This window comes from Rhodoplanes sp. SY1 (assembly GCF_046000175.1).
GTDB lineage: Bacteria > Pseudomonadota > Alphaproteobacteria > Rhizobiales > Xanthobacteraceae > Rhodoplanes.
This window is the reverse complement of the sequence record NZ_JBEOMB010000461.1, coordinates 1-1,355: the sequence shown is the minus strand read 5'-3', so window position 1 is coordinate 1,355 and position 1,355 is coordinate 1. Positions and strand designations below refer to the sequence as shown.

General features: G+C 61.8%; 1 protein-coding gene and 1 pseudogene. Both read right to left on the bottom strand.

Going from position 1 to position 1,355, the window contains the following annotated elements; genetic code table 11:
• Positions 1-687, bottom strand: a 687-nt coding sequence (locus ABTU92_RS30365; RefSeq protein WP_408095245.1) for a Wzz/FepE/Etk N-terminal domain-containing protein, incomplete at its 3' end; no start/stop codon positions are given.
• Positions 688-940: 253 nt separating this feature from the next.
• Positions 941-1,355: pseudogene (locus tag ABTU92_RS30360) on the bottom strand (hypothetical protein); the annotation flags it as partial.

Here is a 1,355-nt window from a genome sequence, read left to right as displayed (position 1 = left end):
GACGACGGCACGGTCCGCGGCCAACGATTGGGCCTGCAGCTCTGCCAGTTGATCCTGAACCCAGACGCTCGCTCGCTTGGTGGCTTGGTATTTGGTGTCGAGCTGGTTGACGATATAGGCTTCGGCGATGGCATTGGCCACATCCGCCGCGATATCACGGCTGAGCGACGTAAATCCGATCTCGATGAGGTATGTCCGACCGACCCGGGAGACGATTCGGTTTTCCATGACGCGCTGCATGGCGCTACGGATGCGTTCCGGCTCGGTCGCCTCCTTCGATTGGAAAAGGCCGCGCAACTTGCCGCCGATTCCGCCGGGCTCGACGAACTCCGGCATGTCGGCCAGCCGGAGCTGGTTGACGACGGCAAGAGCGATCGCCTCCGATCTGAGTATCTCGACTTGCGTGTCGACCTGAGAAGAGTCGATCGTCCGGCTGTTCGCCGCCTGCCCCTGCGACAGAGGCCGTACGCTGTAGTTGTCGATCACCAGCGAGAGCTTCGCGGTGAAGTGCGGCGGAGTGACGAGGAGGTATACGGCGGCGAGGGCGAGGCAGCACGGAACGACGATGACGAAAACCACGAGCTGTCGCTGGACGAACCCTGTGAGAAGGTCGAATAGTTCCGGTATGAATGAGAAGCCCGTCTGATTTTGCTCGGTGTTTCTGAGCCTGAGCAGTGACGAATCCATTTTGGGATACGGTCCAAGATCACGCGAACGTCGCACGGCTGTCGAACAAGTCCCGCAGGCGCGAGGCGCCTGCTCCGCGTTCCACGGCTCGATGTGGTCGGTCAGCCTCGACGGGACGGGTTGGGATTTCTTGCGGCTGGCCTCTGTCCTACAACCGCGGAGTATCCCGAATGGGCGTGACGATATTGTGAACCGACCATTAACTTAAGATGCCGTCTCGCCGTGCGGTCCACCGAGCCGCCGCGGCGCGCGATCACCTCAGAATTTCGGAGTACAACGCGGTGATCTGATCGGGCGGAACGGTTCTCGACTTGAACATCTGCGGACGCGGCTCGCGCAGCTTGAGCGCGACCAAGGGCGGCCTCGCCAGAAATCTGGGTTGGCAAAGCGTCGCCCAGCTTCCGTCGATGGATCGATAGGCGGCGAGGAACCGCCCGATCCACCTGCGAAAGAGGTCCCGATCGCTGAGGTAGATCGGGATCGAGAAGCGCACCCTCTTTCGGGTGGCGCGACAATGGATCGACAGGCATCGGCGATCCCCGTCGGTGATCAACACGTATCGCGCTGGGCCGCCCTCGCCGTGATCCGCCATGATCGTCTTGTGGTGCGCGTCCACCCTCGTAGCGACGTCCTCGAAGGACGTGAAAACCTCGAGGTTTCGGGCGTTG